Annotated in this window: 4 protein-coding genes and 1 pseudogene; 2 read left to right on the top strand and 3 right to left on the bottom strand. The window is 35.7% G+C overall.

Features of this window, described 5'->3' with window-relative positions; translation table 11 throughout:
- Positions 1-7: 7 nt before the first annotated feature.
- Both AC1DOS_RS19550 and AC1DOS_RS19545 read right to left on the bottom strand, forming a co-directional pair.
- Entirely contained in the window at positions 8-403 is a 396-nt protein-coding gene (locus AC1DOS_RS19550; protein WP_108585815.1) for a reverse transcriptase-like protein, read from the bottom strand.
- A 12-nt stretch (positions 404-415) separates the two neighbouring features.
- Positions 416-1,099, bottom strand: a complete 684-nt coding sequence (locus AC1DOS_RS19545; protein WP_477538824.1) for a queuosine precursor transporter — start codon at positions 1,097-1,099, stop codon at positions 416-418.
- 198 nt (positions 1,100-1,297) lie between these two features.
- Between AC1DOS_RS19545 and AC1DOS_RS19540 the strand changes: the two genes are divergently transcribed.
- Positions 1,298-1,489: a zinc-finger domain-containing protein gene (locus AC1DOS_RS19540; RefSeq protein WP_108585813.1), complete on the top strand. Its 192-nt coding sequence runs from the start codon at positions 1,298-1,300 to the stop codon at positions 1,487-1,489.
- Positions 1,490-1,534: 45 nt separating this feature from the next.
- Here the strand turns inward: AC1DOS_RS19540 and AC1DOS_RS19535 are convergent, their stop codons facing one another.
- Positions 1,535-1,741, bottom strand: coding sequence for a cold shock domain-containing protein (locus AC1DOS_RS19535; protein ID WP_108585812.1), 207 nt, complete (start codon positions 1,739-1,741; stop codon positions 1,535-1,537).
- Between the two features lie 205 nt (positions 1,742-1,946).
- On the opposite strand from AC1DOS_RS19535, the pseudogene AC1DOS_RS19530 reads away from it, so the two are divergent.
- Positions 1,947-2,212 (top strand): annotated as a pseudogene (locus AC1DOS_RS19530) (HD domain-containing protein); the annotation flags it as partial.

The raw sequence follows: 2,212 nt of genomic DNA, 5'->3' as shown, positions 1-2,212 counted from the left end.
GCATTGCTCATGAGTTTTTTTCTCTAAGTATGGCTTGTCGTGCTAATTGATCAGCAGTCAGATTAGTTTTAGAAGGTATCCATTTAATAAAGAAAAAATCAAATGTATCAGCAATCTCTAATGCTTGATCTAGCCATTCTTTATATACTGGGCTTTTAACGAAACGTTTTTCTACGGCAGTAACCACAACTTGTGAATCTGACCTCAGAGATATAAACTCTTTGGAAAGTTTTTGTGCTTCTTCAAGGCCTCGTAATAAAGCAATAAATTCAGTCGTATGATTATCATAAATACCAACATACTTTGAAAACCTTAGCTGATGACCTTCGCCTTTGATGAAAATACCCACACCACTTGGTCCTGGATTTCCAGCGCTCGCTCCATCAATATACACTTCAAGCATACATTCAACTCCTTATTTTTCATCCACTGGTGTAATACGTTTTGCCATATATCCAAATGGAGTACCAACAATTGACACAAGGAATTTCAATACATAAGTCGAAATAAATATACTAATCCAAACATCTGTAGGATATATACCAATAAATGCAATGGATGTAAATATGAGCGTATCCAATAACTGACTTAGCATGGTTGAACCATTATTCCGAATCCAAAACGCAGCGTCTGAAGGGAATAATTTTCGTAGGAAACTAAATATAATTACATCCGTATATTGACTTATGATATATGCAATCATACTACCAAGTGCGATTCGAGGTATCAATCCGAAAATCGTCCCTAATGATTGTTGAGCAAAATCATCGGGGGCTGGTTCAAACAGCAGAACAACTTGCATAATCACCATCATCATAATTAAAGAAGCGAATCCTAACCATACCGCTTTTTTCGCTTCTTTTTGTCCGTATTTCTCATTTAAAATATCGGTAACCAAGAATATACTTCCGTATACAGCATTACCAAGTGTAGCAGTCAATCCGAATATCTCGATGAGTTTGACTACTTGAATGTTTGCTAATACTGTTGCGAATCCAACCCACACAAACAATCCTGTTCTTCCAAAAAATTTGTACATGATTAATACGAATATCATGTTCAAAATTGCAAATCCTATTCCAAGCACTTCATTAAACATATAAATCCTCCTGTAGTTTTTGATAACCTGGGAGCTATCGAACCGCGAAAAAAATCTGTTTATTTCCAACTCGACAATTATAATGGCAGTTGCAAGTAAAAGCAACGTGGGTGTAAGATAAACCTATGTTTTTAAGAGGTTTTCAAGATAAAACATACCAAAATAGGCTAGTAAGTCTATAATGAAAGGATGAAGCAATTGAATAAACTTACAGTTATCAGTGAAATCGATGATTTGCTTGAGGCTTATTGCGATGGTTGCTTCATTAAAAGAGAACTAAAAATAAACGCTGGCAAAACAATGGCACATCGCTTTTGTATTAATAGTTGTACCGTCGGGGATCAGTTGCAATTTTTAGGTCAAGAGCTGAATAAAGTAAAAACAAAATAACAAAAACATATAAAAACCCACCAATCGAAAGATCGGTGGGTCATCTTATGATTTAATTATTAATACATTTGCAGCTTGTGGACCACGGGTTCCTTCGATGATTTCAAAGGACACGTCTTGACCTTCCTCTAACGTTCTGAACCCTTCAGCTTGGATTCCAGTAAAATGGACGAACACATCGTCACCATCATTATAATCGATAAATCCATATCCTTTTTCGGTGTTAAACCATTTTACTTTGCCATGATGCATGAACGTTCCTCCTCATAGGGGTAGAGTGAAATGTCAGTTTTTTGATCCGTAACACACAAAATATTCTGCGAATGGATGACAATACTATACATGAATTGTCGAACATAGTCAACGATATGTCGAATCGTTCTATTGCGAATAGAGCGTAATCTATGCAATGATACAATTAGTGAATTTAGTCGCTCGGTTAGGAAGTGAAATTGTTTTGAATGCTATTGAAAAATGTGAACGCTTAGTAAAGGACATTTATAGTCAATTTGATGCTAGTCATGACTTTCAGCATATAGAACGTGTCAGACATAACGCATTAGTGATTAGTAAAGAAGAAGGATTAGTCCGTCATGATATTATTGAACTCGCCGTATTACTGCATGATGTCAGTGATGTGAAATATAGTGGCAATGAAGGTAAAGCAAAAGAGACAGCTATATTAGATCAACTGCAGTTAACTCCATCTGATAGACAATGGAT

The sequence above is a fragment of the Paenisporosarcina sp. P5_A11 genome (assembly GCF_056400705.1).
Note: the sequence above shows the minus strand (reverse complement) of the source record. Positions and strands in the feature narration are given on the sequence as shown.